The sequence below is a fragment of the Halomonas sp. AOP7-E1-9 genome, from assembly GCF_052376035.1.
Classification (GTDB): Bacteria; Pseudomonadota; Gammaproteobacteria; order Pseudomonadales; family Halomonadaceae; genus Vreelandella; species Vreelandella citrativorans.
Genome location: NZ_JBQSVC010000009.1, coordinates 1 through 23,852, shown reverse-complemented (window position 1 = coordinate 23,852; position 23,852 = coordinate 1). Strand labels below are relative to the sequence as shown.

The following is a 23,852-nucleotide window of genomic DNA, read 5'->3' as shown; positions in this document are numbered from 1 at the left end:
GGGTCTCTCCTCAACGCGGTAAAGGGCTCAGTCCTTTGCAGAGACAGGGCGGTGATAGATTAAATGACGGCCTGGGCGTGCAAAACCTGCTAACAGAAGGCCTGCTGCCTGCGCCTGTTGAACGGCCAGGGCGGTGGCTGCCGACACGGCAACCAGCGCGCCGATGCCAACGCTTGCACACTTGTGTACCATTTCATAGCTGGCTCGGCTGGAGACCATCACAAAGCCTTGCTGGAGCGGCACGTTATCATGCGCCAGCGAGCCAATCAGTTTGTCCAGCGCATTATGACGACCCACGTCTTCGCGCAGCCTTTGAATACGCCCCTGCAGATCACACCAGGCGGCGCCATGCACCGCCCCGGTGGCTTCCTTTAGTGGCTGATGGTCGTCCAGCTCGCGAAGCGCGAGTTGAATGGCCGTATCGTCAAGGTGTGGCGCACTCACCTCAGGGATGGGCCGAATAGCCTGCTCCAAAGCTTCTGTGCCACACAGCCCGCAGCCGGTGCGTCCGGTTGTGCTACGGCGGCGCTGCTTAAGTTCGGCCAGCCGCTGGCTGGCAATGCTTAGGTGAACCGCCAGGCCTTGAGCCTCTTCATGAAGCTCAAGGTCGTAGCACTCGTGAGAGTGGGCCAGGATGCCTTCAGAAAGACTGAACCCCAGGGCCAGATCTTCAAGATGCGAAGGACTTGCCATCATGACCGCATGGGAAATGCCGTTGTAGACCATCGCTACCGGCACTTCTAGCGCTAGCGCGTCCTCCTGCACAGTAGCGCGCCAATTGGCCGCGCTACTGTGGACTTCAACCGACTGGCGCGCCAAGGCGTCAGCCGGTTGCGCGGGTGCGTCGCGTTCACGCACTGCACTCATGACGCCTCCTGCTGCGCCTTGGCCAAGTGGCCACGCTGGGCCTTGTCAAAGGAGGAGAAACGCTGCTGCCAAGCGGAGGGCTGGCTGACTTTTTCTACTTGCACGGCGGTAACCTTGTATTCGGGGCAGTTGGTGGCCCAGTCCGAATTATCGGTAGTAATCACGTTGGCGCCACTACCGGGATGATGGAACGTAGTGTAGACCACCCCCGGCTGCATTCGCTCGCTCAGCCGCGCACGGAGCACCGTATGGCCTGATCGGCTGGTAATGCCGAGCCAGTCGCCGTCGCGCACGCCACGTAGCTCGGCGTCGCTTGGGTGCAACTCTAATATGTCCTCATCGTGCCAGTGTTGGTTGTCGGTGCGACGGGTTTGGGCACCCACGTTGTATTGGCTAAGAATCCGCCCGGTGGTGAGCAGCAGTGGGAAGCGGCGGGTGGCGCGCTCCTCGGTGGGCACGTATTCGGTAATCGCAAAGCGCCCGAGGCCAATGGGGAAGTTGATTTCGTGCATGGTCGGCATTCCCTCAGGATACTCGGCATTACACGGCCACTGTAGGCTGCCATAGACTTCCAGCTTTTCGTAGCTCACCCCGGCAAAGCTCGGCGTTAGTTGAGCGATCTCGTCCATGATTTCAGAAGGATGCGCGTAGCGCATCGGGTAGCCCAGCGCGTTGGCCAGGTCCTGGGTGATTTCCCAATCCTGCTTACCGGCTAGCGGTGGCATGACCTTGCGTACTCGGTTGATACGTCGTTCGGCGTTGGTGAAGGTGCCGTTCTTCTCCAAAAAGCTGGAACCCGGTAGAAGTACATGGGCGAATTTGGCCGTCTCGTTCAAGAAGATATCCTGAACAATCAGGCAGTCCAGCGAACGCAGCGCAGCCTCAACGTGCTGCGTGTTGGGGTCAGACTGGGCGATATCTTCGCCCTGCACGTAAAGCGCCTTGAAAGTTCCTTCGATGGCGGCATCGAACATGTTGGGAATGCGCAGCCCCGGTTCATCGTCGAGCTTGACGCCCCAGACGCTTTCAAAGCGGCCACGGGCAATCGGGTCGGCCACGTGCTGGTAGCCCGGCAGCTCATGCGGGAAGGAGCCCATATCGCAGGAGCCTTGCACGTTATTCTGGCCGCGCAGCGGGTTCACGCCCACGCCTTCACGGCCAATATTGCCGGTGGCCAGGGCCAGGTTGGCAATTCCCATCACCATAGTGGAGCCTTGGCTGTGCTCGGTCACGCCCAAGCCGTAGTAAATGGCGCCGTTGCCAGCAGTGGCGTAAGTGCGCGCTGCCTGTCGCACAGCCTCGGCGGGCACGCTGGTAATCGCTTCGCTGGCTTCCGGAGAGTGGCGCGGGTCGGCGATAAACGTGCGCCAGCTTTGGTACGCTTCGGTGTCGCAGCGGCTAGCCACGAACGCCTTGTCTTCAAGACCTTCAGTGACCACCACATGCCCAAGCGCGTTGATCAGCGCGACGTTGGTACCAGGGCGCAGCGGCAAATGCTGGGCGTCGCTCAGGTGAGGCGTTTTGAGCAGATCGATAGAGCGTGGGTCAGCGACGATTAGCTTCGCGCCCTGTCGCAGGCGCTTGCGCATCAACGAGCCAAATACCGGGTGGGCATCGGTGGGGTTGGCGCCAATCACGATAATCGCGTCGGCTTTCATTACCGAGTCAAAGGTCTGGGTGCCGGCAGATTCGCCCAGCGTGGTTTTCAGGCCGTAGCCGGTGGGCGAGTGGCAGACCCGTGCACAGGTGTCGGTATTATTATTGCCAAACGCTGCGCGAATCAGCTTCTGCACCAGGTAGGTCTCTTCGTTGGTGCAGCGCGATGAGGTGATACCACCAATGCTCTCGCGGCCATGCTCGGCCTGAATCGCTTTTAGGCGATTAGCGGCAAACCCAATGGCTTCTTCCCAGCTGGCCTCGCGCCAGGGCTGGTCGATGCTGTCGCGGATCATCGGCGTGGTCAGGCGGTCGGGGTGAGAGGAGTAGCCGAACGCAAAGCGCCCCTTCACACACGAGTGGCCGTGGTTAGCGTCGCCGCCCTTGTAGGGCACCATGCGCACCAGCTTGTCACCTTTCATTTGCGCTTCAAACGAGCAGCCCACACCACAATAGGCGCAGGTCGTGACTACGCTGCGGTCCGGCACGCCGTGATCAATGACGCTGTTTTCCATCAGCGTGGCGGTCGGGCAGGCCTGTACACAGGCGCCACACGAAACGCAGTCTGAATCCATAAACGCTTCGTCTTGCCCCGCGGCCACTTTGGAATCAAACCCGCGACCGTCGATGGTCAAGGCGAAGGTGCCCTGCACTTCCTCGCAGGCGCGCACGCAGCGGGAGCAGACGATGCACTTGCTGGGGTCGAAGCTGAAGTAGGGGTTGGAGGTATCTTTGGTGGCCTGAAGATGGTTCTCACCGTCAAACCCATAGCGTACTTCGCGAAGACCAACGCTGCCCGCCATGTCTTGTAGCTCGCAGTCGCCATTGGCCGGGCAGGTCAAACAGTCCAGCGGATGGTCGGAGATGTACAGCTCCATCACGTTGCGGCGCAGTTTGGCGAGTCGCTCGTTCTGGGTGGTCACCTGCATGCCTTCCACCACGGGGGTGGTGCAGGAGGCTGGCAGCCCACGGCGGCCCTCTACCTGTACGGCGCATAACCGGCAAGAGCCGAACGGCTCCAGGCTGTCGGTGGCACATAATTTGGGAATATTGATATCGGCCAGCGCCGCTGCACGCAGTACCGAAGTGCCTTCCGGCACCGTGATGGTAATACCATCAATTTCCAGGTTCACCAGCGCCGTACCCGTTGGGAAAGGCGTGCCCAGGTCTTTATCGTGGGCGGCGCTTCTGGCGTACTGTTTGGGGTCAAAGTGTCCGATCATGATCTGTCTCCGTTCGCGGCCCGCTGAAAATCGTCAGGGAAGTGGTTCAGGGCGCTTTGCACTGGGAAGGGGGTCATGCCCCCCATGGCACAGAGCGAACCATCCACCATCGTTTCGCAGAGGTCATGGAGCAGGGCGAGGTTGGCCTCGCGGTTTTGGTCGGCGCGGATACGATCAATCACTTCCACGCCACGGGTTGAGCCGATACGGCATGGCGTACACTTGCCGCAGGACTCCACCTTGCAGAATTCCATCGAGAAGCGCGCTTGTTCGGCCATATCCACGCTCTCATCAAACATCACCACACCGCCGTGACCCAGCACCGCGCTCTCGGCGGCAAAGGCTTCGTAGTCCAGCGGTAAGTCCCATTGGGATTCCGGCAGGTAGGCGCCCAGCGGGCCTCCCACCTGCACGGCACGCAGCGGTTTGTCGCTTAACGTGCCGCCACCGAACTCCTCCATCAGGGTGCGCAGCGTGGTGCCGAAGGCAAGTTCCACCAATCCGCCGCGCTGAACATTACCCGCCAGCTGAAGTGCCAAGGTGCCCCGCGAGCGGCCCATGCCATGCGAGGCGTAAGCCTCAGCGCCTTCAGCGAGGATAAACGGCACGGCGGCCAGCGAGAGCACGTTGTTAACCACGGTAGGAAGGCCGAATAGTCCTTCAATAGCGGGCAGCGGTGGTTTGAAGCGTACCAGGCCGCGCTTGCCTTCCAGACTTTCGAGCAACGAGGTTTCTTCACCGCAAATGTATGCCCCAGCGCCCAAGCGCACTTCCAAATGAAAAACGCGGCCACTGCCACACAGGTTCTCACCCAGATAACCGGCCTGTTCGGCATGGGCGATGGCCTCGTCAAGAATCTCCTTGGCCAGCGGGTATTCTGAACGCAGGTAGATGTAGCCTTGGGTTGCGCCTACTGCAAGCCCGGCAATCGTCATGCCTTCAATCAGCAGGTAGGGGTCGCACTCCATCACCAACCGGTCGGCGAAGGTGCCGGAGTCGCCTTCATCAGCGTTGCAGACGATATATTTTTGATCGGCCGGTGTATCCAGCACCGTCTGCCACTTGATGCCCGTAGGAAACGCCGCCCCACCGCGCCCGCGCAGCCCAGAGGCTTTTACTTCCTCAACAATGTCCTGTGGCGCGCTTTGCAGCGCTGCCTCCAGGCCGCGAAACCCACTATGCGACCGGTAATCTTCAATCGAGAGTGGGTCGGTAATGCCGATGCGGGCGAATGTCAGGCGCTGCTGGCGAGCGAGGTAATCGATCTCTTCGGTTGGCCCCAGGGCCAATGAATGGGTGACGCTGCCCTGCAGCATGCCGCTGTCCAGCAGCGCGGGGATATCGGCAAGTGCCACCGGGCCATAGGCAAAGCGGCCGGTGGGTGTTTCCACCTCAACCAGCGGCTCAAGCCAGGCCAGCCCGCGTGAGCCGTTGCGCACCAGCGTAATGGATTCACCACGGGCAGCGGCTTCTCGTGCCAGCCGGTTGGCGATGGCATCGGCGCCCAGCGCCAGCGCGGTGGTATCTCGGGGTACGAAAACACGAATGCTCATGCGATTACCTCCAGCGGCCTGGTTTGCAGCTCATCCAATAATGCATCGAAAGCTTCAGGCGTTACCCGACCGCGCACGCCATTATCCACGCGAACGGAGGGGCCACAGGCGCAGTTGCCCAGACAGTAAACGGCCTCAAGGGTGATGTCGCGGTCGCTGGTGGTCTGGTGGTAATCAATGCCCAGGCGCGCTTTGGCATGAGCCTCAAGCTGGCGCGCGCCGACGGCCTGGCATGCCTCGGCGCGACAGATCTGCACCACGTGGCGACCCGGCGGTGCGGTCCGAAAGTGGTGATAAAAGCTAATGACCCCGTGTACTTCAGCGCTGGTCAGCTGTAATGACTCGGCGATGAGAGGCACGGCATCCGGAGGAATAAAGCCGAAGCGGTCCTGGAGGGCATGAAGAATCGGCAGCAACGCGCCTGGTTTGTGGCGTAGCGCATTGATCTCGGCCTGAATCGACTGCGACGACCATTCTCGAGACTCATTCATCATGTCTCTCCTGGTGCTGATTTATTATTTAGTAAACATGCACAGCTCTGCCTATTTTAAGCGATGTATTAAAAAGAGCGTGCACCACGGTCAGTGCAACGCTAGCATCAACGCTATAAGTACAAAATATGAAAGATTATACCTATGAAAAAAGCCATGCAAAAAATTAGCGTTATCCCCTCTTGGTGCTTTCGTGATGAGGCGGGGAATCAACTTGATATACACCTACTTCGCTTGCTTGAAGCGGTCTATCGACGGGGAAAGCTCACGCTCGCCGCAAGCGATGTCGGCATCTCGTATCGCCACGCTTGGAACCTTTTGCGCCAGGGTGGGGAGTTCTTTGGCGTACCGCTGGTGGAGATGCAGCGTGGGCGCGGCGCACGGCTTTCACTGCTAGGTGAAAAGTTGCTATGGGCCGAGCAGCGTGCGATTGCCCGCCTGGGGCCGCAGCTGGAAAGCCTGGGGTCTGAACTGAACCTGGCGATTCAACAGCAGCAGCAAGGGGCGCTATCGGTGTTGCGGCTGCACGCCAGCCATGGTTTTGCTGTCGAGCTACTTCCCAAATACCTGCACGAAACACCCCTGGACTTACAGTACTGCAGCCCGCAAGAGTCGTTGACGGCTCTTCACCGGGGCAGTTGCGATGTGGCGGGTTTTCATCTGCCGCGTGGCAAGGTCGGCGAGCGCGTACGCGATACCTACCAGGCGCTTTTAAAGCCGCGTCAGCACCGAGTGATTGGCTTTATCGCCAGGACTCAGGGGCTGATGGTGGCGCCGGGTAATCCGCTTGGTATCACGGGAGTCGCATCGCTGGCGGATAAGTCCGTGCGGTTCGTCAACCGCCAGGCCTCGTCAGGCACGCGCTCGCTGCTGGACTGCCTGTTAAAAGAGGCGGCGGTTTCCAGCAAAAAGATTCGTGGGTTTGAAATAGAGGAGTTTACCCACTCTGCGGTAGCTGCTTACGTCGCCGCCGGCATGGCTGATTGCGGATTTGGTGTCGAGGCTGCCGCTCAAAAGTTTGGGCTTGATTTTTTACCGCTGGCTATCGAAGACTATCTTTTGGCCTGCCATCACCGTTCGTTAGAAGAACCACGGCTATGTGCCTTTCTGAAGGCATTGCAGGGTGAGCCCTTTCAGGAAGCGGTCAAGCGCCTGCCGGGTTATAGCCCAAGCCAGTGTGGTGAGGTGATGCGGCCCGAGGATGTACTCGCGGCAAAAAAATGAGTGCTCTGTTAAACACCAGGAGACAGAAAAGCAGAACTTAGCTTATCCAGCGATCAATAACCCAAACCTATAGTCCCTGCATAATAAGCTCAACAGCCCGCCCTCAACGCAAGAGCGGGCCGTTTGCTCACCCTGGAGCGTTGGATGGAGGAACGTTTAGTAGCTGGTAATCCATAAAATGATGCCAAACCAGATGGGATCAAACCCCAGGCTTGTGATCATGGGAAACGTAATAGGCAGCGTCATTAGCAGTAGTGTTATGCCATCAAAGAAGCAACCCGGTACGATATAAATGATAACAATCATCAGCTGCCAATCGCGGCAAACATGATAGAAGCATGTTTAAAGCACCCTTGTTGATGCTTCATGCACGGTTTTATATTCATGAACGGCGGTGTGCGACCATAGGATAGCTAACAATTCCTCGCACACTTATCCCGGCCAGCAGTGATGCGATGCCGATTTATTACCTTTCAGGTTATGTTGGTATCTTGAAAACGCCCCGTTTTGCACCGTCGTCGTGGTCAGGTTGAGGGAATATATGAAAGATAAGTTTTGTAGCTTGTTGAAAAATAAAAATATGGCCTATTTACCACCAGAACAAACGCTGGCAGTGCCCGCAAAAGTGAAAACAGTCGTTTTTTTGTTGATGGAAAATTTTTCCATGATGGTATTTACAGGTGCTGTTGATGCGTTGGTAACAACGAATTTGATGAACGCAACGACCACTTACAACATAAGGGTTGTCGGTAATGGCAGCGCCGCTGTGCAATCAGACTTGGGGATTGAAATTAACGCTGATGCATCTCTTGCGGATTTTGATCTTTCCAACGAAAAAGTAGATGTATTGATAGTGTGTGGTGGCTTGAGAGTTAAAGCGCAGTCCTCAGCGCTTGTGCGTAATAAGCTAAGAAAGGCAGATAGTCACGGCGTTGTATTGGGTGGTTTATGGAATGGCGCCTACTTTCTTGCAGACGCAGGTCTGTTGAGTGGCTATCAGTGCGCGTACCATCCTGACGGACGCGCCATGATGGCTGAGGAGTTTCAAGACGTTACTATCTCTGCTCGAAGCTACGTTGTGGATAGAAAGAGATTAAGCTGCGCGGGCGCGAGCAGCTCCCTAAGTCTCATGCTAGAAGTTGTTAGAGCCGATTGTGGTGACCAGGTAGCCAGTGCGGTTGAGGAAATGCTCGGCTGTGACAAGGAAATAGAACTGCCAGACATTTCAACGATTAACGTTGATCAAAACCATACGTTACCAGAAACACTTAAAACAGCCCTTCAGTTGATGAAAAACAATATTGAAGAGCCGTTATCTATTGTTGAAATAGCCAATTGGGTGGGTATTTCACGGCGCCAGCTAGAGCGATTGTTCTGTCACTATATTGTCGCTAGCCCTTCTCGGTATTACATGGAGTTGCGTTTAACACGGGCGCGGCAGCTATTGCAGCAAACAAATAAACCGATAGCAGAGGTGACCGTAGCAACAGGGTTTGTGAGTGTTTCGCACTTTAGAAACTGCTTTTATCAACTGTTTGGCGTGTCCCCTGGCCAGTTTAGAAAGTCGTTTCAAAAGGGTGGCCGTTTCCTGTGACCTTGTGCATGAATGGCGGCGTACTGATAAATACGGGGTTCAAAGGGAACCGGGCAGGCTCCCTTGAAGAGCATATCTGGACGATATTAAGTTCCCGACCACCCCATGAATATGGGGACATAGACCACTAGCAGCAGTACGCCGATTAGCCCCAGCAGATAAGGCACGATGGCGCGTGTAATACGCTCAAGCGGTAGCTGTGTCACTGAAGATGCAACGTACAGGTTGATCGCCACGGGTGGTGTGATCATGCCTATCGAGAGCCCTACCACAATAATCAGACCGAAGTGGATCGGATCGATCCCCAACTGCAGCACCAGCGGTAGCAGTACCGGCGTTAAGATAATCAGCGCGCTTGCCGTTTCGATAAACACACCGGTCAGCAGGATGACGGCGACCACCAGCAGCATGATAATCAGCGGGTTGGTGGAGAGCGACAACACCGATTGCGCGATAGCACCAGGCACCTGCCAGCTAGACAGCGTCCAGCTCAGCACCGCCGACATGGCAATCACTAGCATGATCACTGCAGTGGTGATGGCTGAGCGGATCAGCAGCCGATACACCTGGGGCAGGGTTAGATCACGATAGATGAATAGCGACACCAGCAGCGCATAGTTGACGGCTACCACTGCCGCCTCGGAAGGCGTGAAAATGCCTGAAAAGATGCCGCCCAGAATAATCACCGGCGTCATCAGCCCCCAGCTAGCGGCTTTCAACGTACGCCAGATAGTGGCCAGAGATAGCGGCGTGCCCTTGGGGTACTGGCGTTTATAGGCTTGGGTGATAGCAATGGCCATCAGCCCCAAGCCCATGGCCAAACCGGGCAAAAAGCCGCTTAAAAACAGCTTGGATACCGACTGCTGGGCAATCACCGCGTAGATGATCATGGGCACCGAGGGCGGAATGACCACGCCGATCGTGCCACTGGCGGCAATCAGGCTGGCCGCCGAGGCGGGGTCGTAGCCCTTTCGCTTAAGCTCCGGCACCAGGCTTGAACCGACCGCCGCCGTAGTGGCCGCCCCCGAACCCGAAATAGCGGCAAAGAACATGCCCGCCATGACCGATACGACCGAAAGCCCGCCGCGCATAAAGCCCACCAGCGAATCGGCAAAACTCACCAACCGCTCGCTCACCTTGCCCTGGGCCATTAAGTCACCGGCCAGAATGAACATGGGAATCGCCACCAGCGCGAAGGAGTTGATGCCCTGGAACATCTGCTGGGTCACCACCATCAGCGGCACGCCCGACTGATACAGGGCATACAGGGTGCTGGCACCAATCGCAAAGGCAATCGGCACGCCCATCAGCATAAACAGGAAAAACAGGCCAAATAGCAGCATGGTCATGGTGTCTGTTCTCCCGTGGGCTGCGAGGGTTTGCCTTCAAGCACCAGTTCAAGCAGATCGACCAACGCATACCAGGCCATGATGGCCGCACTGATCGGCATCACGGCATACACGTACGACATCGGCACGCGCAGCGAGGCGGATTTCTGAAAGCTCTGTACCTGCATGTAGCGATAGCCGATCACTACCAGCGTGATCATAAAAGCGATAACCGCCATCACAGCCAGTATTCGCGCTATTTGGCGTAAACGAGCCGGAAGCGCGTCGACGGCAAAGGTAACGGCGATATGATGGCCGCGCTGAAAAGCTAGTGTACTGGCTAGAAAGGTAATCCAGATGAGCAGAAAACGGGCGACCTCTTCGGTCCAGCCAAAGGCGGTGAAAAACACTCGAGAGACAATTTGCAGCGTAATCACGCCGATCAAGGCCGCCATGCCCGCAAAGACCACTGGCTGGAGGACCGTATCCAGGCCGCGCTCTATGCCTCTTAATAGTGACAATAAAGGTTGAGAGAAAGTGGCCACGTTACTGCAGTGCCTCCTGGATGCGAGGAAGGTGGTTACTGAACTGTTCGCCAAGTAGCTCTTGAGGGTGCGCCGCCGCACTTGGGTAGCTGTCGTCGCTATTCATTACGTGGGCAATCGCCAGTGTAGCGCGTTTAAGTAAATGGCGGGGCGTGCGGGAAGAGGGGGCGTTATCCACGTTATCTCCTTGGAATGATCTGTTTTTTTATAGTGTAAGAGGGGGTGTGTCCTTAATCAGCGCGTCATCTATACCATATTGGTTTTAGCGAACAAATAACTGATTGTAATCCCGCCATTCGTCGTGGAGCCTGCCGGAAAACCACGCTGGCAATAAAAAACGTTTTAGATCGTAGCCTTGAGCAAATACACGGTTGGCGATAGCCTCTCTGCCTACGCATAAATACATAGCCAGGCTTCACGCCGCGCACCGACCGGCCCTGACAGGAACAGAGAATGGACACGCTGATTAATAGTCTTACCGACATCGTAGGAAAAACAGGCGTACTGCTGGGTGATGACGTTGCCCAGCGCAGTGTCGACTGGTTCACCAAAGCGCCTTGTCAGGCAAAAGCAATTATTCGACCGCAATCCACTGAACAGCTCAGCCAGGTCATGACGCTTTGTTATGAGGCCAATCAGCCAGTGGTCACCCACGGTGGTTTGACCGGTGTCGTGCATGGCGCCGTTGCCAGCCCTGACGAACTCGTTGTGTCGCTGGAGCTAATGAACCAGATCGAACATATCGATGCCGTGGGTTCCACGATGCAGGTACAGGCGGGCGTGACGCTTCAGCACGTTCAGGAAGCCGCCCAAGAGATCGACATGCAGTTTGCGCTGGACCTGGGCGCGCGCGGTTCCTGCACCATTGGCGGTAACATCGCCACTAACGCGGGCGGCATTCGGGTGATTCGCTACGGCATGATGCGCCAGCAGGTGTTGGGGCTGGAAGTGGTTCTCAGCGATGGCACCGTGGTCAGTTCCATGAACACTATGCTGAAAAACAACGCCGGTTATGATTTAAAGCAGATGTTTATTGGTAGCGAAGGCACCCTGGGGATTGTTACCCGGGCCGTGCTGCGCCTGCATCCGAATATGCCCAGCGAGCAGACCGCGTTCGTCGCGGTGCCCTCGTTCGACGCGCTGACATCGCTGTTAAACATGGCCTCCAAAGAGCTTGCCAACAGCCTGAGTGCCTTCGAAGCGCTATGGAACAATCACTACGCGTTGATGACTTCCGCGACGACCAAACACGCCGCATTGCTGGCCAACGACTCGCCGTTCTACGCCATTATTGAAACGCTTGGCTCGGACGATGAGAAAGATGCCGAAGCGTTTGCAAACGTACTGGAAAAAGCCCTCGAAGCAGAGCTGATCACGGATGCCGTGCTGGCCAGCTCCAGCAGCCAGCGCGAAGGTATCTGGGCCGTGCGCGAGGATATCGAAACCCTGGTGCACGCGCTTGACCCGATGTTCTCCTACGACGTTAGCCTGCCGATCACCCACATGGATGAGTACGTAACGGCGCTAGAAGGCAAGCTGAAGGTGCAATGGCCAGAAACCTGCGAGCTGGTCGTGTTTGGCCACTTGGGCGATGGCAACCTGCACATCATCGTCACGGTGCGTGACGCCAGCCAGGATGCCCGGCGTCAGGTCGAAGAGTTGGTGTACGGCTCGCTGGTGAAATACAACGGCTCGATCTCCGCTGAACACGGGGTGGGCCTGGAAAAGCGCGACTACCTGACACTTTCACGCTCACCAGAAGAGATCGCCCTGATGAAGCGCCTGAAACAGGCAATGGACCCTAAAGGACTGCTTAACCCCGGAAAAATTCTGGCCTGAGCACTTGGTGAGTCATCGCATGCAGCCAACAGGCCACCGTGAGGTGGCCTGTTGGGTTAATCAGTAATCAATTGGTGAGGCGTGGCTTACTCCGCCAGTGCTTCTTGAATGCGTGGCAGGTAGTCACCAAACTGCTGGCCGTACTTCTCGTACACCGGCACCACCGCGGCTTGGAAGGCCTCAATATCAGGCGAGTCATTAATCTCCATACCGGCTTCCTGCAGAGCGGCTAGCTGTTCGGCTTCCATATCGGCATTAACCTGGCGTTCGTACTCAGCGGCTTCCTGGGCCGCCTCTTCCAAAACGGCCTGTGCTTCTTCCGGCAGTTGGTTCCAGGCCGACATGCCCATCACAAAAATAGCCGGGGCATAGGTATGGCGCGAGAGCGTCATATAGTTCTGCGTTTCGCCCAGCTTAAAGGAGTAGACCACGTTTACCGGGTTTTCCTGACCGTCGATGGTGCCCTGCTGCATCGCCGTGAGTGCTTCGGTCCAGGCCATCGGAATGGCGTTGGCGCCCAGCTCGCGGAAGGTATCGGTGTAAACGGGGTTTTCCATCACACGAATGCGCAGGCCGTCCATATCGGCCGGCGTGTTCACTGCGCGCTCGCTATTGGTCAGGTTGCGAAAGCCGCGTTCGGCGTAGGCCAGGCCTTTCAGGTTAACGTCGGAAAGCTTATCTAAAAGCTCCTGGCCGATTTCGCCGTCCAAAACCCCATAAGCCGCCTCAGGGGACGGGAACAGGAAGGGCAGCTCAAACACTGCCATCTCTTCGACAAAGTTGGCCACCGGACCATTGGTAATCAATCCCATATCCACGGTGCCAATCTGCATGCCTTCCAACAACGTACGCTCATCGCCTAATGAAGCATTGGGGTAGATATCAATGATCACCTTGCCGTCGGTGCGCTCTTCCACCAACTCCTCAAACTTGGTAGCAGCGATATGAAAGCCATCCTGCTCGTTGACCACGTGCGCCAAGCGCAGAGTCACGGGGTCCATATCGTCAAAATTAGCCGCGTAGGCTGAGCTGCAAAGCGCCAAGGAAACAGAGAGTGCCAGCGTATGTTGTGCGAATGTTTTCATTTTTATAGGTTCCGGATGTGTAATAAAGGAAAGTGCCTGCAAAGCATGCATCACACGAAGCAAAACGGTCAATTAAGCGAGCAGTAAAGCCGCCGCGCGGCTAGACACAGCACGCCCGCACAGGTACGATACGCACCCAATGCGCCCGTAGCTCAGTTGGATAGAGTATCGGCCTCCGAAGCCGAGGGTCGCAGGTTCAAATCCTGCCGGGCGCGCCAAACATATCAAGGGCTTACGTTAACGCGTAAGCCCTTTTGTTTTGGCCAGTCAGCAGCTATAACCACGCTAGTAACCACAAACGGCAATCCCAAAGTGTTATGAGTCGGCATTATTTGGTGTTGCGTTTTGTTGCCTTGGCTGTTGCGCTCCCCTTTTTTAAGCTGGGGGAAGCGCGGGAAAGCTAGCACTACGAAACTTTTGTAGTACCCGGTAATAGGGGGATTTGTGAGTAGCTTTAAACTACTCTGTTAATGCCTGTGCAATCGGCTAGGTTCCAAGCCCATTAGCGCTGTGCAATTCTGCATATCGCCGGGAAGGTCAGCGCGACCGTCTGGAAGTGACTTTCCCTGACTTATTAAAACCTGTCTCCGAGACAGAATTAAAAGATGGGAATCCTCCTCTTTTCTCGGTTTCAAACCGACAAACTCCCGCGCTTTTCCTCAGACTGAATAAAAGCCGGAATCCCGGCCTTTAGGCTGGCTATAAGAGGAGGCCTTAAAACCAAGGGGTCGTCCTTCACTACCTCGGTTTCAAATGAAAAAGCCCCAGCGTTAGCCAGGGCTTCGGTTCCTGTTTTACACCTGTATGCAGGCTAGTCGTCTGTGATCTGCACCATGACGACAACGCTTCTAGGGCTTCTCCCCGGACGCGCTTGCATGGCAGCCAAGGCACGGTCTGCTAGATCGTCGTCGCTTTCGTTAGGCTGCCGAAATACCTCGATAGGCTCTCTGGTGGAGTTTTCACGCCATCCCAAGATGGGCGCCGGGTTGCCTTCAGCATCTAATCGGGCAATGCGTATGCAGCTCGGCATATCCTCATCTGGACGCAGGCGGTGCTCGATAGCTTCCAAGCGCTTCATCATTGGGCTAGGCATTGCCACCCCCTTCGAGCACGTCAATAAGCGACTCGGATGGCCTTGGCGAGTCATCCCCGGCAGCTTTTGCACTTAGCTCGTCCATAATCGCGCTGATTTGAGCAACAATGGCGTTGTTATCGGTCTCTATTGTCCGCCGTTCCAAAGCCTCCAATCGGCTGTCTGTGCGCTTCATCGCGTACCCCCTTGAGCATCCATCCCGAAGGCAACGACCACGCCCCGGTGCTGATTGGCAGCGGCGGACGCTCTGGCCTCCAAAGCCTCGTCTGATTCGTCAGCCTCCCTCCATATATCCACGCTGCCGCCTTTGGACATTGGGATGATCTGCCAGCCAGCCAGGCCGTTCTCGGGCGGGTCTATCCAGATAACGGCGCGTGTGGTGGCTTCCTTCTCCAGCGCCTCGATACGTTTAAGCAGGGGCTTCATTACTTCTCTCCTCAAGCTCAGCCAGACGCCGGGCGATTTCGTCCAGCTCCACGACTCTGGTAAGGCTCGCTATTCCATCCAGCAGGGCGCGGCCTTGATCGGGGGGAATCTCCCCCCTTGAGACGGCAACCAGCACTTGCTTTGCTTGATCGGCCAGCGGTGCATCTGGATCAAGCTCAAATATCACGGCGGGGTAAACCGGGCGTTGGGTAGGAACGCAGCGTTCTAATACCAACCGAGCGGCACCCATATCGCCAGCGGCAGCGGCCTCTAGCACCTTGCTGGCTACCTCTTCAGCACTACCCTCTAAGAGCCTGCGTAGCTCATCTGACTTGGCTGGCCGACCATTAGGATTGCCAGACGCCCCTTTGGCGAAGCGTCCCTGCTTATCGCGGCTCATTGTCGCTTTCCCCCTCGGTCTCCTCGCCTTCCTCCTTGGAAACACGATCATGAATACGCTCGGCTGTTTCTGGAGCAATGGCTTTCTCAAGTGATCCTGCGGTTACTGCATCGCCAGCCGCCTTCACTCGGTCATCAAGCTCAACGCCTGCGCTCGCCTCTACCCATGCGTTACTAACTACCTCAGTGGCATCGTGAAGTGCTTGGCGAAGCTCCTCAATTTCTACCGCTTCTTGCGGGTGATTCTGCTCAATGGCTTGTCGTTCCAGTTCGGCGTACTTCTCAACAGGTACGCCCGTTAAATCAGCAGGTAGCCGCAACACGGCATCACGTAACCGTAAGTCTCCTACTTGGCTCAAGGCGGCGGCGCGCTGGCTGGGCGTCATGCTTTGCAGTCGTTGCGCCAAAGCCAGGTCAATCGCTACGGTTGAATGGTCGCCATCACGGTATGGGGTGACAGCTTTAAGGCTGGCAGCTCGTGCGTTTAGCCTGTCTGACTCTATTTGTAACTGGCGGCGCATTCCAGCCAGTTTCGGCAGTGCCTGGGCTGACGTTTTGGCGCTGTCTTCCTTTTTGGCTAGGTCGCTGAGGCGCGGATTGCTGGCAATCATGCCTTGCCGTACCCAAATGCCGTTTAGCTCGTTAGCGGCAGCCTGGGCAATCTGAAAAGCCAAGCCATCGTGGTCGGTTTTCCAAATTCCTAAAATCTTACTGTTGCCGTTATAGGCGGCGTTGATAGTGCGCTTACTCATGGTGTGGTTCCTTTCTTTGGGGTTGGTCGTTGCTTCAAACATGGAGGGGGTCTCCTTTTAGTCGTGTGATAATCAGGTTGGCAGCGCGTCGGCCTGCATTATCTTTGCGGTGTGGCTTCGGCTCTTTGTTAGCAGCCGCCTGCCAGGTTTCCACATAGCGTTCAGCCAGGCGTTGCTGCATTTTTAGGTGAAGCCTTAGAAGGCCAGTCGCCACATGGCGGCGGTCTTCCGGCACCAGGGGGCAGCGTTGGGCGATCCATTCCAGCCAATCGGGTACTTCCTCGCTGTAGGTAGAACCGTCCGCAACTTGCGCAACTTTTGCCCCTTGAATATCCCCTGAAAGTTGCGCTGTTTTTGGGGCTTCGGTTGCGTCGTGGTTGCGTTGCTGGTTGCGCTCTTTTCTCTGCAAGTAGTTGTTTGCAAGCGATTTTAAATCACTGGTTGCGTTAGTGGTTGCGCTGGATGCCTCAAAAGTTGCGCTGCAATCCTGTGAAAGTTGCGGGTTGCGTTGCCTAGGGGGTGCAACGCGCAACTTTGGTTCGCTGGGCATCATTATTTAGCCTCCCGCTTAGGCGCTTTAGGCTTGGTGTATAGCCCTTCACGCTCGGCTTTTTTCGCGTGGCGGTTAACGTTGGATTTGTTAATTTCCAATTCGCGTGCAATCTCGACCTGAGTAAGCCCTTCATTCAGCAAGGCCACGACGCGCTTATAAGTGCTGTCTTGCAGGGATTGGTAAGCCCAAGAAATGCGGCCATCAGGGGCACTCACTAGCTCTATTTCACGGCTTCGAGCATCGTCACCATAGAAGCCCCGGTTCTTTTCAAAATGAAGCTCGAACTTGGCCCCCTGGGTATCCTCCTCTCCTTTGGGGTAGCGTAGGGCTATGACGGTATCGAGCACGTCCTCCCGGCGACTGGTGCCGCGTTGCTGGCCTCCCTTGCCGCTATGGTGAACGAACAGCACAGTTTTGCCCTGGGCACGCATACGCAGCGCCCATTCTTGAACCCCCATCCATGATTCACCTTCGTTTTCTTTTCCGCTTCGGCATAACGTGGCTATGTTATCCACCACAATCAGCTTGGCGGGATCGGTGAAGGGTTCTATTGCAAGCTGCCCTTCCATGCTGGCCAAGTCAGGCATACCGCGCTTCTGTAGGTCAGGCGTGAGGATTTGCAGGTTGTCGGGTGGGGCTTGGTAGGGCGCGCTTTGCACGACACTGACAAAGCGTTCCTGAAGCGCCACAGCGGGCATCTCTCCGTCGATATAAAGCACCGGGATTGGCTCGGGTGCTTCCCATCCAAGAAACTCACCGCCTGAAGCGCTAGCGTAGGCAACACCCATCGCAAACCACGTTTTGCCCAGCCCGCGTGGCGCATAGACCATCGCCAAGCCGCTGGATGGCAGCCAGGGGGCTAATAGCATGGTTCTTTCTGGCAATTCCATGCCAATCAAACCAGCTAAGCTAACGGCGTTCAGGCGCATTTCGTTTACCGTTTCCTGCACGGCTTCAGTCACTTTTCTAAGGTCGGTGGCTGCTGTCATAGCGTTACCCCGCCACCTAGCCGCGCCAGGTCGTTAAAGTCGGTGACGCCCTCTTGAGTCTCTGGCCACACACAGCGGCCCCCAATAACTGAGGCGGCCTCCTTGCCCTTGGTTACGCCAGGGTTGCCCGGTGTGCCGTGGTCGTTATCAGCGCAGACGATAATGGGTTGGCTGGGGTAGCGTTCGCGTAGGCTTTTCGCCACAGGTAGCAGGTTGCCTGCATTCATGGCAGCAGCCACCGCGTAGCCTGTCGCTTCGTGTAGCGTGGCAGCGGTTGCCCATCCTTCAGCGATCAAAAGCGGTTGGTGCGGCTCAATACTCCCCATTGGGGAATAGCAGCCTTTAACCTTGCCGCCTGTCTTGAAGTATTTGGCCCCATCCGCCGCAATGGTCTGCCAGTTAACCAGGCGTTGCCCATCGGTAAGCGGAACTACCAGCAGGCCGCGCATTTGGCGCAGGTTGTGGGGTTTTACTCCCTTGGCGGCTAGGTAGGCATAGGTAGGGCTTGCAGGCGTTAGCAGCGGCCATTCTTGGCGCGTTTGGCTGGCTACCAGGGCATAACCACGTTCACGCTCTGCCTGCCGCTCTAAACGACGCTTCTCAGCCTCCTTTCTGGCCTTCTCGGCTACCTTCGGGTCTGGGGTATCGCTAGCAAATACGTTGTGCTTTTCCCCTGTAGACCAATCGCCATGTACACCAAAATCATGGTGTAGCACGTACCAAAGGCGGTTGTTGCCCTTGCGGCCTTCGGGATGGTCGTGTCGGTGAATCTCGCCATCAGCAATAGGGCTGACACTGAGGCCGTAATAGGCGACAATGCTTTCAGCCAGTTTGTTCTCTATGGCGATCTGTTCGGTAACGACCTTCGATAGCGCCCATGCCCCCCCAAGGCTGGGCGTTTTTATTGCTCCTCGCATACATAGCCCTCCTCTTGCAGCCAGTCGCGGCGCTCCTCAAAGGTGCTGGATAGCAGCCACAGCGTTTCAATCAGTGCCTCACGCTTCAGGCCATCAAGGTCATGGTCATTAAGCAGCATCGCCACGCCTGCAAGGATTTTGGACGCCTGCTCCATTTGGCGCACGTCTCCAGTAAGGGCAGCTTTCAGCAGGTAGGTTTGATCTTGAGGAGTCATAGACCTGTCTCCTTGCTAAACGCCTGGGCTTCGCGCTGCATCTCCTTGAACTCAAGGTGATTGACTAACCCACTGGCAAGCGCCTGCTCGGCTGTTAAGAAGCGGTCTGGATTGGTGAAGTGAAAGCGGATGATCCGGGTACGCAGGTCGCAGTTAATGGCTATGGGCATCATTTGCGCACCTCCTTTTTGAAGGCGTCATCAAGCTGACCAAGCTCTCCATAGCAACTCTCCGCTACTATCTCGATGGCCTCTACCAGCGCGCCATAGTGGTGGTCAGTGAAGATAGGTGCTTCACCTTCGTTGCCATCACGCATCCTGTCGATGTTGATCATGTTGGCGAGGGTGGCCATTAAGCCGATACGGCTTTCAAGGGTGTCGATGTGGTGCTTTGCGTTGCTCATGAGCGCGCCTCCTTGGCAAGCGTCAGGGCAAGCTCAACAATCGGGCGTGATAGTTTTTCCCCACGGTAGGGGGCAAGGATGGCCGTTAGGCGGGCGAGTTGATCACGGGTAACTATCATGCCGTTGCCCCCTTGGTCACTTGCTCGATCCAGGCGTCTAGGTCGGCAATGTCGTAGCGAATGCCACGGCCTAATTTAGTCGATTTGGGTGGTTTTGCTCCTGCCAATATCCCCATACAGCGGGATTGGCGAAGCGAGGCGGGGCGATAGCCAAGGTACTCGGCGGCTTCGCGTTCGGTGAGTAGCTTTTTCGGAATTGCAGTAGTCATACGGACTTACCTTTAGTAAGGCCAGTTTGACTAACAGGAATAGGCGGGGAGCGATAACCACAGATACAAGCAAAACTTGTACGTGTGGTTCATGTGTCCTAATATGAGGGCACTCATTTAGCTCCACGCTAAACGGGTTCGCTCTTTAACACGGTCACGCACCACTCCGCATGACGTTAGCGCGTCAAGCATTAAGGAGTGGTGCGTTTTCGTGTTGCTGAGCATCCGCTTTTCCCTTGTCAGTCTCACTGGCTTGGGTGTAGGGCCAGAACCACGGGTAGGGTCGCCAAACTTTCACCGGGTTCTGGCCTTTTCTTTAATCGCTGTATGTCTATGTCTGTATAGGCAAACAGTGATCTCCTCTGTAATGCTAACCGCATTTTACAACAATGCAAACTAAGCATGTGTTTCACAAATATGTTTCACAGCTTTTTAATTCTGTCTTACTGGTTCGGCAATGTTGCACAGTGATGCGTAGTGTTTCCTAGTGTCTTCCAATGTCTCATGTTGTCTCTTGTTTGCTGTTTATTTCCGCTCTAATAAATGAACAAATCTCACAAATAAATACATGAAGATGTTTATTTTTCATGAAGATTTTTTCTTTTTGAGAAGCACCACGTTAGTTTGCTCGGCTGCCTCTGCATCAGTGATTAACTGCCCCCATGCCTGCCAAGCCAAGCGTTGCTCTTTGGCGTAGTCGTGGCGCTGGTAGGTTTCAATTAAGCGATCCGTTGGCGAGTGGTTCAGCATTTGCTCGACAACGTGCGGCGCGGTGCCGAAGTGTTTGAGCAAGCCCGTAGCAAATGACCGTCTCAGGTCGTGAGGGCTGAAACGCGGCATATCGGCAAGCGGTGCTTTCATATCCTGCTTTGCCAGCTTGCGCCCCTGTAAGCGCGCAATGGCAGTGGTTAGGCTGGCGTCACCAATCGGTTGGCCGCTGGCACGCTGGCTTTCAAACACGTATTCCAGGTTGCCCGTTACGGCTTGCTGCTCCCTTAACAAGTCAATAGCGGCGCTTGAAAGGTAAACGGTATGCTCCCGGCGTGACTTGGTGGTTATGGCTGGCAGTGTCCAGCAGGCACCATCTAGGTCGATATGATCCCACTTGGCTTGCAGTAGCTCCCCCCGGCGTTGCCCGGTCAGTATTAGCAGCTTGAGTGCAGCGGCGGCGCTAGTGTCCAGGCGAGCGCTTTCTATCGCATCCCATAAGCGCTTGATCTCTGAAAGGCTTAGCACACGGTCACGCGGCGCTGACTTAGTTGCGCCTAGTTGGCTTGGCTGGATGCCTTGAGCGGGGTTGGCGTCGATCTGACCATGCCCTTCCGCATAAGTCAGCATTGCCCGCAGCATAGTTAAGCACTTGCTTGCTTGGTTGCGGCTCTGGTTTTCGGCTATTTCTTTAACAGTGCTTTTTACCGTGCGGGCATCAATACGGTTAGCTAGCAATGAGCCTACGCGCCCTTTTAGGTAGTGGCCCCAGCGCCAGCGCGCTTGCTCTACAACAAGCGGTGAAGGTGTACGCCTAGTACGTACCGTAGGCGTCTTTGCATAACTCTGAAGCCAACGCTCGAACAGCTCGGCCATTGTCCAGGCTGACTCATTGCGTGCCTTTTCATCGCGCTGTGCGTGCTTTGGGTTAATGCCTTGAGCGTGTAAGGCTACGGCTTCACCGTGGCTTTCCCTGGCATCCAGCAAGCCTACGCTTGGGTATCGGCCAAGGCTGTAGGTGTCTTGCTTGCCATTGAAGCGGTAGCGGTAATACCACGCCTTTGATCCAGTGGGCTGCACACGAATAGCCAAGCCGCCACCATGAGGTGACTTCACGCTTTCCCAATAAACGGTGCCTTTGGGCTTTAGTGCCTGAAGCTGGCGATCTGTGGTTATCATGGCTAACTCCTATTCAGTACCACTCTGGTAACTGCAATTTGAGTCTATAACCACAGACGTGAATAGACAAGAGCTAACAATAAAAAATGCTAGATGCCTTGTTTTATGGGGTTTTTATTGTCTATTGGGATATGTTGAAGTTAAAGAGTTTAGTCCTCCGAAGCCGAGGGTCGCAGGTTCAAATCCTGCCGGGCGCGCCAGACATATCAAGGGCTTACGTTTATTCGTAAGCCCTTTTGTTTTGTCTATGACCATTTGTAAACGCGCGTCGGTTTTGGCATAGTCTGGCACAACAATTGGGACAACCTTCTTGGCAGTGATTAGCTCTTTTCTTGCAGCCTATTTGGCACTGGATCGAAACAAGACCACTTTTCATCTTGTTGATCTGCCCCGACCCGGGTCGGTAACGTTTAGTTTCGGTGAATCATATTTTACTAAAAGTAAGCTTACGTCTTATCTCACTCGATAGGGCATACCTGTTAGGTAATGCCCAAAATAAACCTAGGTAGGGCCAGTGATAACTCAGGTATGAAGGTCACTATCAGTACCATTGGAAGGTGGCCAAAGAGCAAAAACTTCATTGTGACCCCAAAGTACTTATCGAGAGATATTTTACTAACGCCTGCAGCCATATAAAGCATAGGTGCGCATGGTGGTGAGACATTACCTAACCCTAAATTGACGCCAACAATAGCGGCAAAATGAATAGGATGTACGCCAATAGCAGTGGCTAATGGCAGCAGCACAACTGCAGCTAAGATGCTGCCGGAAATGTCATCGACAATCATGCCGATTAAAAGCAGAACGAGATTTATAAGCAATAGAATGACGAGTGGGCTGTCTGATAGTCCCAGTAGAAAGCCTGTCACTTGGCTCGGCACCTGTTGAAGGATCATGGCGCGGCTCATCATGAAGAGAAAGAAAAGCACGGCAATGATTGACCCAATCGTCAATGTGGCTTGAATCAAGCCATTCCAGAATGCCTTGACGCTAAGAGTGCGGTAGAGCACAAATCCAGCAAAGGTGGCGTATACGAAGGCTATGGCTGCTGCCTCAGTAGGCGTCGCTATGCCTCCATAAATGGTGCCCAGGATGATGATAGGCATTAGAAGTGCCCAAATTGCGCTTTTACCGCTTTTCAGGATCTTAATGCCAGCCTGTCGTACAGGCAGTTTTTCATCAACTTGTATGTTGGGGTTGTTGCGCAGGAAAAAGAAATTCAACCCGACGTAGATAATCATCAGTAATACGCCGGGAATGACGGTGGAAAGAAAGGCAGCGCTAACGGAAAGCCCACCCGTTATCGCGAAGATGATCATCGGTACCGAAGGTGGGATGAGCAGTGCAAGTACCGAAGAGCATGCTACCAAGGCGGTTGCATGGCCAACAGGATAGCCCTCTCGAACCATTCGCGGAATCATAATCTGGCCAATCGCTGCGATGGCGGCAGAAGATGAGCCAGAAATGGCTCCAAAAAGAGCACACGTTATAACGGTAACAGCTCCCAGGCCGCCCTTAACTCTTCCTACGAAGGCATTGATGAAGTTGAGTAAGTGTGTGGATATCCCCGCTTGGGCCATTACCACGCCCGCTAATACGAAAAGAGGTAGCGCTAATAACGCAAAACTGGTTGTCGTTTGAAATGCATAAGGAATAAGGAATGAGATATCAGCACCAGTGCTGAGCAAATAGACAAGAGCACCAAGACCAAAGGCGAAGGCTATCGGCATTCCCAAGAGTAATAAAGCTACAATAATCCCGAGAGCTAGGGAAAAAATCAGCATCGTTGCCTCTCTTCTTTTTGTATGCGACGAAGGTCAAGGAACTGGTTAATCGTTTGCATGAGCAACGCTAATATAGTGCCTAAAAAGCCCACTACTAATGAGGCAGACCACAACCACCTAGGCCAGCGCATATAGGAGCTCAAGCGACCTCGATCGAAATCAAACATGGCGTACTTAATGGCAAAGTAACCAAACACCACGCAGACAGCTATGCTCAGTAGGGACATGCAGAGATTGATGATTTGGGTCTTGCTACGAGATTTAACAATAAGATCTAATATGCCGCCGCGTATATGCTCGCCCTCTCTAGTGGTATAGGCAATAGCCGGAAAATAAATCCATGCTCCTAGCAGCAGCGCAATCTCTTCAATGCCTAGAAATGGGGAGTTAAAGACGTAGCGCATTAGCACTTGACCAAACATCAAGCCACCCAAAAGAATGCTAAATATTGCCAGCGAACTTTTGAGAAGCATTGCATAAGCGGCTTCACACTTTAAAAAAACTGAATAGAGTGGGCTAACAGGAAAGTTTGGCACGGCAGTCACTTCTGCCACCTGGCTTACCTGATGGCTTTCATCCGCAGGGGAAAAGTCTTTTTCCTTTTCTTGTATTGGCATCACTTTACTCCAAAGAGAAAGGCCCACTAAACGCGGGCCTTGGGTCTTACTCAATACCAGCGGCTTGTCTCAGTTTTGCCATAA

The 23,852-nt window shown here is 55.1% G+C and carries 27 protein-coding genes, 1 tRNA gene and 1 pseudogene; 4 read left to right on the top strand and 25 right to left on the bottom strand.

Annotated elements, in window-relative coordinates:
• Positions 1 to 27: 27 nt before the first annotated feature.
• From fdhD to ACT3R4_RS07295, 4 genes are read right to left on the bottom strand one after another with little or no spacing between them, the layout of a single operon-like run.
• Positions 28 to 867 (bottom strand): formate dehydrogenase accessory sulfurtransferase FdhD, encoded by an 840-nt coding sequence (fdhD, locus tag ACT3R4_RS07310; RefSeq protein WP_193056620.1) that lies wholly within the window; start codon positions 865 to 867, stop codon positions 28 to 30.
• Positions 864 to 3,746 (bottom strand): formate dehydrogenase subunit alpha, encoded by a 2,883-nt coding sequence (fdhF, locus tag ACT3R4_RS07305; RefSeq protein WP_087110740.1) that lies wholly within the window; start codon positions 3,744 to 3,746, stop codon positions 864 to 866. Before fdhF ends, fdhD begins: the two co-directional genes overlap by 4 nt.
• On the bottom strand, positions 3,743 to 5,299 hold the full coding sequence (locus ACT3R4_RS07300; RefSeq protein ID WP_193056621.1) for a formate dehydrogenase beta subunit: 1,557 nt from the start codon (positions 5,297 to 5,299) through the stop codon (positions 3,743 to 3,745). The genes fdhF and ACT3R4_RS07300 overlap by 4 nt, the downstream gene beginning before the upstream one ends.
• Positions 5,296 to 5,790, bottom strand: coding sequence for a formate dehydrogenase subunit gamma (locus ACT3R4_RS07295; RefSeq protein WP_087110744.1), 495 nt, complete (start codon positions 5,788 to 5,790; stop codon positions 5,296 to 5,298). Before ACT3R4_RS07295 ends, ACT3R4_RS07300 begins: the two co-directional genes overlap by 4 nt.
• Before the next feature lie 156 nt (positions 5,791 to 5,946).
• On the opposite strand from ACT3R4_RS07295, the gene ACT3R4_RS07290 reads away from it, so the two are divergent.
• Positions 5,947 to 7,014, top strand: coding sequence for a substrate-binding domain-containing protein (locus ACT3R4_RS07290; RefSeq protein ID WP_193056720.1), 1,068 nt, complete (start codon positions 5,947 to 5,949; stop codon positions 7,012 to 7,014).
• Between the two features lie 174 nt (positions 7,015 to 7,188).
• Here ACT3R4_RS07290 and ACT3R4_RS07285 read toward each other — a convergent pair.
• Positions 7,189 to 7,323: pseudogene (locus ACT3R4_RS07285) on the bottom strand (TRAP transporter large permease subunit); the annotation flags it as partial.
• A gap of 232 nt (positions 7,324 to 7,555) precedes the next feature.
• Between ACT3R4_RS07285 and ACT3R4_RS07280 the strand changes: the two are divergent.
• The gene (locus tag ACT3R4_RS07280) at positions 7,556 to 8,608 is read left to right on the top strand and encodes a GlxA family transcriptional regulator (protein WP_193056622.1); all 1,053 of its coding nucleotides are present in this window, start codon (positions 7,556 to 7,558) and stop codon (positions 8,606 to 8,608) included.
• Between the two features lie 86 nt (positions 8,609 to 8,694).
• Here the strand turns inward: ACT3R4_RS07280 and ACT3R4_RS07275 are convergent, their stop codons facing one another.
• Genes ACT3R4_RS07275 through ACT3R4_RS07265 form a run of 3 tightly spaced genes read right to left on the bottom strand, consistent with a single transcriptional unit; the run spans position 8,695 to position 10,659 of the window.
• The gene (locus tag ACT3R4_RS07275) at positions 8,695 to 9,957 is read right to left on the bottom strand and encodes a TRAP transporter large permease (protein ID WP_193056623.1); all 1,263 of its coding nucleotides are present in this window, start codon (positions 9,955 to 9,957) and stop codon (positions 8,695 to 8,697) included.
• Positions 9,954 to 10,481: a TRAP transporter small permease gene (locus ACT3R4_RS07270; protein ID WP_193056624.1), complete on the bottom strand. Its 528-nt coding sequence runs from the start codon at positions 10,479 to 10,481 to the stop codon at positions 9,954 to 9,956. The genes ACT3R4_RS07275 and ACT3R4_RS07270 overlap by 4 nt, the downstream gene beginning before the upstream one ends.
• 1 nt (position 10,482) lies before the next feature.
• A complete protein-coding gene (locus ACT3R4_RS07265; protein ID WP_193056625.1) occupies positions 10,483 to 10,659 on the bottom strand; it encodes a hypothetical protein in 177 nt (58 codons plus the stop codon).
• 275 nt (positions 10,660 to 10,934) lie between these two features.
• On the opposite strand from ACT3R4_RS07265, the gene ACT3R4_RS07260 reads away from it, so the two are divergent.
• Positions 10,935 to 12,320 (top strand): FAD-binding oxidoreductase, encoded by a 1,386-nt coding sequence (locus tag ACT3R4_RS07260; protein WP_193056626.1) that lies wholly within the window; start codon positions 10,935 to 10,937, stop codon positions 12,318 to 12,320.
• Between the two features lie 86 nt (positions 12,321 to 12,406).
• On the opposite strand, the gene ACT3R4_RS07255 is transcribed toward ACT3R4_RS07260, so the two are convergent.
• Entirely contained in the window at positions 12,407 to 13,405 is a 999-nt protein-coding gene (locus ACT3R4_RS07255; protein ID WP_441679727.1) for a TRAP transporter substrate-binding protein, read from the bottom strand.
• 141 nt (positions 13,406 to 13,546) lie between these two features.
• Here ACT3R4_RS07255 and ACT3R4_RS07250 point away from each other — a divergent pair.
• Positions 13,547 to 13,623: transfer RNA gene (locus ACT3R4_RS07250), tRNA-Arg, on the top strand.
• Between the two features lie 593 nt (positions 13,624 to 14,216).
• Here the strand turns inward: ACT3R4_RS07250 and ACT3R4_RS07245 are convergent.
• From ACT3R4_RS07245 to ACT3R4_RS07170, 16 genes are all read right to left on the bottom strand, one after another.
• The gene (locus tag ACT3R4_RS07245) at positions 14,217 to 14,498 is read right to left on the bottom strand and encodes a hypothetical protein (RefSeq protein ID WP_441679728.1); all 282 of its coding nucleotides are present in this window, start codon (positions 14,496 to 14,498) and stop codon (positions 14,217 to 14,219) included.
• A complete protein-coding gene (locus ACT3R4_RS07240; RefSeq protein WP_441679730.1) occupies positions 14,491 to 14,673 on the bottom strand; it encodes a hypothetical protein in 183 nt (60 codons plus the stop codon). Before ACT3R4_RS07240 ends, ACT3R4_RS07245 begins: the two co-directional genes overlap by 8 nt.
• Positions 14,670 to 14,924: a hypothetical protein gene (locus tag ACT3R4_RS07235; protein ID WP_441679732.1), complete on the bottom strand. Its 255-nt coding sequence runs from the start codon at positions 14,922 to 14,924 to the stop codon at positions 14,670 to 14,672. The genes ACT3R4_RS07240 and ACT3R4_RS07235 overlap by 4 nt, the downstream gene beginning before the upstream one ends.
• A complete protein-coding gene (locus tag ACT3R4_RS07230) occupies positions 14,908 to 15,324 on the bottom strand; it encodes a DUF5681 domain-containing protein (protein ID WP_441679734.1) in 417 nt (138 codons plus the stop codon). Before ACT3R4_RS07230 ends, ACT3R4_RS07235 begins: the two co-directional genes overlap by 17 nt.
• Entirely contained in the window at positions 15,311 to 16,075 is a 765-nt protein-coding gene (locus ACT3R4_RS07225; RefSeq protein WP_441679736.1) for a hypothetical protein, read from the bottom strand. The genes ACT3R4_RS07230 and ACT3R4_RS07225 overlap by 14 nt, the downstream gene beginning before the upstream one ends.
• Positions 16,076 to 16,109: 34 nt before the next feature.
• A complete protein-coding gene (locus tag ACT3R4_RS07220) occupies positions 16,110 to 16,628 on the bottom strand; it encodes a hypothetical protein (RefSeq protein WP_441679738.1) in 519 nt (172 codons plus the stop codon).
• Positions 16,628 to 17,617, bottom strand: coding sequence for an AAA family ATPase (locus ACT3R4_RS07215; protein WP_441679739.1), 990 nt, complete (start codon positions 17,615 to 17,617; stop codon positions 16,628 to 16,630). Before ACT3R4_RS07215 ends, ACT3R4_RS07220 begins: the two co-directional genes overlap by 1 nt.
• A complete protein-coding gene (locus tag ACT3R4_RS07210) occupies positions 17,614 to 18,534 on the bottom strand; it encodes a toprim domain-containing protein (RefSeq protein ID WP_441679741.1) in 921 nt (306 codons plus the stop codon). Before ACT3R4_RS07210 ends, ACT3R4_RS07215 begins: the two co-directional genes overlap by 4 nt.
• Positions 18,519 to 18,749, bottom strand: coding sequence for a hypothetical protein (locus ACT3R4_RS07205; RefSeq protein ID WP_441679743.1), 231 nt, complete (start codon positions 18,747 to 18,749; stop codon positions 18,519 to 18,521). Before ACT3R4_RS07205 ends, ACT3R4_RS07210 begins: the two co-directional genes overlap by 16 nt.
• Positions 18,746 to 18,922: a hypothetical protein gene (locus ACT3R4_RS07200; protein ID WP_441679745.1), complete on the bottom strand. Its 177-nt coding sequence runs from the start codon at positions 18,920 to 18,922 to the stop codon at positions 18,746 to 18,748. The genes ACT3R4_RS07205 and ACT3R4_RS07200 overlap by 4 nt, the downstream gene beginning before the upstream one ends.
• Complete coding sequence (locus ACT3R4_RS07195; RefSeq protein WP_441679747.1) at positions 18,919 to 19,152, bottom strand: hypothetical protein; 234 nt, start codon at positions 19,150 to 19,152, stop codon at positions 18,919 to 18,921. The genes ACT3R4_RS07200 and ACT3R4_RS07195 overlap by 4 nt, the downstream gene beginning before the upstream one ends.
• A complete protein-coding gene (locus ACT3R4_RS07190) occupies positions 19,149 to 19,271 on the bottom strand; it encodes a hypothetical protein (RefSeq protein WP_441679749.1) in 123 nt (40 codons plus the stop codon). Before ACT3R4_RS07190 ends, ACT3R4_RS07195 begins: the two co-directional genes overlap by 4 nt.
• A complete protein-coding gene (locus tag ACT3R4_RS07185) occupies positions 19,268 to 19,480 on the bottom strand; it encodes a helix-turn-helix transcriptional regulator (RefSeq protein WP_441679750.1) in 213 nt (70 codons plus the stop codon). The genes ACT3R4_RS07190 and ACT3R4_RS07185 overlap by 4 nt, the downstream gene beginning before the upstream one ends.
• A gap of 585 nt (positions 19,481 to 20,065) precedes the next feature.
• Positions 20,066 to 21,367, bottom strand: a complete 1,302-nt coding sequence (locus ACT3R4_RS07180; RefSeq protein WP_441679751.1) for a tyrosine-type recombinase/integrase — start codon at positions 21,365 to 21,367, stop codon at positions 20,066 to 20,068.
• Positions 21,368 to 21,846: 479 nt separating this feature from the next.
• Positions 21,847 to 23,151 (bottom strand): TRAP transporter large permease, encoded by a 1,305-nt coding sequence (locus tag ACT3R4_RS07175; protein ID WP_193056627.1) that lies wholly within the window; start codon positions 23,149 to 23,151, stop codon positions 21,847 to 21,849.
• Entirely contained in the window at positions 23,145 to 23,768 is a 624-nt protein-coding gene (locus ACT3R4_RS07170) for a TRAP transporter small permease (RefSeq protein ID WP_087110760.1), read from the bottom strand. The genes ACT3R4_RS07175 and ACT3R4_RS07170 overlap by 7 nt, the downstream gene beginning before the upstream one ends.
• Positions 23,769 to 23,852: the final 84 nt, after the last annotated feature.